At 57.5% G+C, this 4,619-nt stretch carries 7 protein-coding genes and 1 pseudogene; 3 read left to right on the plus strand and 5 right to left on the minus strand.

Annotated elements, in window-relative coordinates; genetic code table 11:
- The coding region (locus EOA85_RS28265; protein WP_245486089.1) for a LuxR C-terminal-related transcriptional regulator at nt 1-168 on the plus strand (168 nt) is incomplete at its 5' end.
- A gap of 320 nt (nt 169-488) precedes the next feature.
- Here EOA85_RS28265 and EOA85_RS28275 read toward each other — a convergent pair.
- The 3 genes and pseudogenes from EOA85_RS28275 to EOA85_RS28285 all read right to left on the minus strand — a co-directional run bounded on the left by EOA85_RS28275 (nt 489) and on the right by EOA85_RS28285 (nt 2,225).
- Nucleotides 489-1,227, minus strand: a pseudogene (locus EOA85_RS28275) (SDR family oxidoreductase).
- Between the two features lie 211 nt (nt 1,228-1,438).
- Entirely contained in the window at nt 1,439-1,789 is a 351-nt protein-coding gene (locus EOA85_RS28280; RefSeq protein ID WP_127211956.1) for a cytochrome c, read from the minus strand.
- Between the two features lie 52 nt (nt 1,790-1,841).
- Entirely contained in the window at nt 1,842-2,225 is a 384-nt protein-coding gene (locus tag EOA85_RS28285) for a phasin family protein (protein WP_127211957.1), read from the minus strand.
- A gap of 220 nt (nt 2,226-2,445) precedes the next feature.
- On the opposite strand from EOA85_RS28285, the gene EOA85_RS28290 reads away from it, so the two are divergent.
- Both EOA85_RS28290 and EOA85_RS28295 read left to right on the plus strand, forming a co-directional pair.
- The gene (locus EOA85_RS28290) at nt 2,446-3,273 is read left to right on the plus strand and encodes a universal stress protein (protein WP_127211958.1); all 828 of its coding nucleotides are present in this window, start codon (nt 2,446-2,448) and stop codon (nt 3,271-3,273) included.
- A 156-nt stretch (nt 3,274-3,429) separates the two neighbouring features.
- Nucleotides 3,430-3,876: a pyridoxamine 5'-phosphate oxidase family protein gene (locus tag EOA85_RS28295; protein ID WP_127211959.1), complete on the plus strand. Its 447-nt coding sequence runs from the start codon at nt 3,430-3,432 to the stop codon at nt 3,874-3,876.
- Between the two features lie 221 nt (nt 3,877-4,097).
- On the opposite strand, the gene EOA85_RS28300 is transcribed toward EOA85_RS28295, so the two are convergent.
- Together EOA85_RS28300 and EOA85_RS28305 are read right to left on the minus strand one after the other, a co-directional pair.
- On the minus strand, nt 4,098-4,328 hold the full coding sequence (locus tag EOA85_RS28300; RefSeq protein WP_127211960.1) for an RNA-binding protein: 231 nt from the start codon (nt 4,326-4,328) through the stop codon (nt 4,098-4,100).
- Nucleotides 4,328-4,519, minus strand: a complete 192-nt coding sequence (locus EOA85_RS28305; protein ID WP_127211961.1) for a hypothetical protein — start codon at nt 4,517-4,519, stop codon at nt 4,328-4,330. The genes EOA85_RS28300 and EOA85_RS28305 overlap by 1 nt, the downstream gene beginning before the upstream one ends.
- Nucleotides 4,520-4,619 lie beyond the last annotated feature (100 nt).

A 4,619-nucleotide genomic window follows, 5' to 3' on the forward strand; every position in this document is an offset into this window, starting at 1 on the left:
GTGCTGGATGGGCTTGTGTCGGGCCTGCCGAACAAGACGATCGCATACGATCTAGGCATCAGCCCGCGCACGGTCGAGATCCATCGCGCCAACGTCATGAGCAAGATGGCCGCGAGCAGCCTGTCGCATCTCGTGCGCATGGCATTGATCGTGGAATCCAAACGTTAAGGCGAGTCACGGAGAGACATGCCGTTGTCTGCCGGGATCCTCTCAGGCAGCCAGTCGCGCCAGTGAGTCGGGTGGATGTCAACGCGTGCGCCAGTCGTGACGTTCTTCCAACCTTCCCGCCCCTTTGAGCAAGGGAAAACAAGCGCATGTTCGCCGTCCTCGTCGAGGACGGCGAGTTCGAGTTCACGACCGAACGGAGCGCTTGAGATTGGCTTCCACATCATCCCCTAATGATGTGAGGAAGCGGCAGGTCCCGCCTTGATCTGGATCATTTTCCAAGTGGGCGAGAGCCAAACAGCAACGTGCCCGTCAACACCTACTCATCTGGCCGTGTAGCCACCATCCACGAGATGATAGCTGCCAGTGATGAAGCTTGCGCCCCCGGAAAGGAGGAAGCACGTCAGTGCCGACACTTCGCTTGGACTTCCCAGGCGGCCGATTGGATGCAATGCGGCTAAATGTCCAATCGGTTCCGCATCCAAATTCTTCGTCAGCAGAGGCGTATCAATGAACGCCGGCCCAACGAACATTCTGCGCAGCATACTCTATGGCCGCGACGTTTGGTAAGTCCACGAGCGCATGTTTGGTCGCCACATAGGCGCAGGCATTTTGCCAACCGACCGAACCGAGGATGGATGACATGTTGACGATCGCGCCTCCCCCCAAATTTCAGCATGGCGGCGATCTCATATTTCAGCCCATAGAAGACGCCGTTGCGGTTAACGTCCATTCCTTTGCCAGTCACCGAGTGGATAACTGACCTTTGGCCTCACTAGGCCCGCCGATGCCGGCGTTGTTGACGGCGAGGTGCAGCCCACCGAACGTCTCAACCGCGAACGCAACCATCTGCTCGACCGAGTGCGCTTCTGCTAGGTCCACCTGATAGGCGCGCGTTGCCGGCCGCCCAGACGATCTGCGTCACCGTGCGCACTCTGGATGCCATGTCCAGATGCGCGGCGTGACTTGTGCCCCGCGTGAAGCCAGCTCAATTGCGATCGCAGCGCCGATACCAGACACGGCTCCGGTAACGATGGCGGTATTCCCTTCGGAGGCCTTCATATTGGTATTCCATTGTTTGCGTGCTTCTGGTGGAAGGCGGCGCATACCGGGAAATCGATCGCCATCAATCGCGCGAAATCATCTCTGGCCGTGAGGCCCAAGAGTGTCTCTAGCAACCGCACCACTGTTCTGATTGCGCCAAATCAATTTCACGAGCGTTTGTTGGGCGTCTACTTTGCACCCGGACTACCTGCGTTGCCAATCCCAACGGTCAAGGTCTTTGCAGGCTGCCAATATAGGCGATGATTGCCTCGATTTGGTCGGGGCTGGCAACCCACTCAGGCATATCCGGATGCCCGGTTGAGATGCCTTCGGCCAGTGCCTCCTCGAGATCAGTGAGCCGATAACGCTGCGAAAGTTTGCGAAGTTCAGGTGCGTCGGGATGGCTGCTCACGTCTGTTTGTCCAACCGCATGGCATCGCGCGCAATTGACTTCAATCAGTGCCCTTCCGTGCGCGATGGGATCGGCGCTCACCAACACGGTAGTTAGCCCAAGCACTACAGCGACAATTGCCGCGTGGGCAGAATACACCGAAAGACAAGTCACCCACTTCAAACTCATCGGGAATGCCTTTGCCCTCGAGTGTCTTTGGCCTTGATTCGATCAAAGTTCGTCAGGCCACCGTGCTTGCTGCCATGTCCTCAATCGTCGCCTCGGCTTGCCTGCGAACATGCGTCGCGATTTCCGAAGCAAGTCTGGAGCTAATCGAGGCTACCTTGCCGGCTTCCATTGCATATTCCGAGGTCGCGTTCTGAAGGAAGTTGCTGAGCACATCGAAAGCGTCGTTGAATTCGCTACCCGCGACGAGATCATCGACCATTTTGACATTCTGCTCGCAGCGGTGCTTCAGGAAAGATAGCGTCTCGACCTGATACCGCATCATTGCCTTGAGAGCGTGGGCCTGAAGGCCAGCTGCTGCGATGAGCAACTTCTGGCCATTCGTCGCTGTCGGCAAGGGCTGTAAGGCGAAGTGCGAGGACCCGGCATTGGTTTTCATGGCGATTACTCCCTGTGGGGCCGTCGTGAACCTAAATGTTTGCCAAACAACACTAGCGGCCGTCATCGACTGGTCGTTGATCGAGATCAACGACGCCCGGGACCCTGACACAAATACGGAAGCGACCAGCACTATTTGAGTTCATTCGTTTTTGACGCGCATCAAGGCCCTTGGCCCGTTTTCGTGGCCCTCTTGCGCCAAGCGCGAAGGAGCTTGGGTGATGGCTTTCAGGACGATTATGGTTCAGCTGGACATTGATGCCATCGCTGCACCGCGCGTAGCGTTCGCATGGGAGCTTGCAAAAATGCATGACGCCGATCTGATCGCCTTCTGCGCGGCTGAAGGGCATTTCGTTATGCCAAGGGGCATGGAGGACGGGGCTGCCGCACAGGCGATATGGCGCCAAGTCGATGAGATAGAAGGTCACTTGAATTGCCTGAAAGAGGAATTCCTCCGTACCGTCAACGGCAGCGACCGGGCCTCATGGCGGGGCGTAGTCGGCAATCCGACCCAGCAGCTTGCGCTCAACGCTCGGGCCTCCGATCTGATCGTTGTCGGGCCTCTAATGCAGGATTTCATGATCGACCATCACCGGACCGTGGATGCGGGCAGCCTGATTCTGTCCGCGGGCCGCCCCGTTCTTGTCGCGTCTGATACACTTGCGCCATTCAGGCCCGAGAGCATTCTGATTGCGTGGAGTGACACACGCGAGGCCAGGCGCGCCGTCGTTGACGCTCTGCCATTCCTGGTCGACGCTAGAGACGTGGTGATCGCCACCGTTGAAGGTGGTGGTGAGGTGACGTGCCGTGCCGGCGTGGAGGACGCGCAGCGTTTTCTGGCAAGTCACGGAGTGAAGGCACGATCCGAAGTGATGGATAGCCTCCGGTCAGCGCCGGCAGAAATTCTTCTTCAGATTGGGCAGCAGATTGCAGCTGATCTCATTGTTCTAGGTGGTTATGGTCATAGCCGGGCTCGGGAATGGGCTTTCGGAGGCGTGACACGCTCTGTCCTTCAGGCTGGATCTTTCCACCGACTTTTATCGAATTGAGATCGCGCGCGCCGGCGCCGCACCTATGTAGGTCACGGAAACTCGACCCATGTAAGAAGCCTCCAGATGCTTTCCAAAGCACGCCGAGTTGAACTGAGCGATATGAAACGACGACCGACAGGATAGCCGAGAAAAGAAAAACAGGAGATCCCACCGATGCTGATCCGCACACTTTCGGTCTTGGAATGCAGCAAAGTGCTGGCGAGCAATCGCGTAGGCCGGCTGGCATGTTCCAACGACGACCAGCCCTACGTCGTGCCATTCTACTATGCCCACGCAGACAATCATCTTTATGCGTTTTCCATGCCGGGCAAGAAAATCGACTGGATGCGTTCCAATCCGCTGGTGTGCGTCCAGATCGACGAACGCGGCCAGGGGCGGGGATGGAGAAGCGTGGTGGTCAATGGCCGCTTTGAAGAGCTGCCCGACCGGATCGGCTACAAGGCTCAACGCGACCATGCGTGGTCGGTGTTGAGCAAGCACTCTGACTGGTGGGAGCCTGGCGCACTCAAGCCGGTCACCCCCCCGGTGTCGGACAGCATACCCCACGTATTCTTCCGGATTCTCATAGAACAGGTGTCGGGCCGGGAAGCAAGCGAGTAGACTGTTCGGTAGTGTCTCAGTAGCGGCGGCAATGGCGGTGGAGGCGGTCCAATCCAAGACCCGCTGATCGCGGTGCTTATCCAGAAGCTACCGCAGAAGGGCCCGTATGATGCGGCTCAAAGGATCGCCTGGCTGAATTTGATGACCATGGCCTTTCAGTTGACCTATGGTCCGGTGGGCGACATAGAGATTCGGCTTAAATCGGACGGTGGGCGGTAAAGCTATTTCGCCCATCGTTTTGACGCCGCCTTGCGCGCGATCTCGGCGCGCCGCTCTGGCGTCATGTTGGCGGCGCGCTTCTTCCCGCCCTTCGAACCAAGCTCTTTGGCGGCGGCGCTTTTGCCATCGTCAATCACTTCGTCGGCTTCCTCGCCTGTGGCAATGCGCATGACGCGGACGGCATTGCCGATCACATCGGCGGGGCGCTTCTGGCCTTTAGGTCCGGTGGGCATCAGCTAACGGCCTTCATAGCGACAATCTTGTCGACTTCTTCGATGACATCGGAATAGTCCGTCCGATCTCCCGGATAGAAAATGCGGGTACCAGGATTTCTCGAAAACATATGTGTCGCGTTTTCGAGGTTGACGTAGACCGGCTCCTTCTTGTCGTCGCCCGCTGAAGTGAGTTTCACCCAAAAAGGCATGACTGGCTTCTCCTATGCTTTGCGCTAAGCATATAGGAGTTCGGCCCGATATGGGAAATGCATATTGCATTCCGGCAAATTTCAAACTGAGACACTACCG

Origin of the sequence: Mesorhizobium sp. M5C.F.Ca.IN.020.29.1.1, from assembly GCF_003997375.1 — a bacterium.
In the GTDB taxonomy this organism is placed as follows: Bacteria; Pseudomonadota; Alphaproteobacteria; order Rhizobiales; family Rhizobiaceae; genus Mesorhizobium; species Mesorhizobium wenxiniae.

Excerpts from the sequence above, each read along its gene's own strand:
- EOA85_RS28280 (WP_127211956.1), bottom strand. The coding sequence starts at position 1,789 with ATGAGTTTGAAGTGGGTGACTTGTCTTTCGGTGTATTCTGCCCACGCG.
- EOA85_RS28285 (WP_127211957.1), bottom strand. The coding sequence starts at position 2,225 with ATGAAAACCAATGCCGGGTCCTCGCACTTCGCCTTACAGCCCTTGCCG.
- EOA85_RS28290 (WP_127211958.1), top strand. The coding sequence starts at position 2,446 with ATGGCTTTCAGGACGATTATGGTTCAGCTGGACATTGATGCCATCGCT.
- EOA85_RS28295 (WP_127211959.1), top strand. The coding sequence starts at position 3,430 with ATGCTGATCCGCACACTTTCGGTCTTGGAATGCAGCAAAGTGCTGGCG.
- EOA85_RS28300 (WP_127211960.1), bottom strand. The coding sequence starts at position 4,328 with ATGCCCACCGGACCTAAAGGCCAGAAGCGCCCCGCCGATGTGATCGGC.
- EOA85_RS28305 (WP_127211961.1), bottom strand. The coding sequence starts at position 4,519 with ATGCCTTTTTGGGTGAAACTCACTTCAGCGGGCGACGACAAGAAGGAG.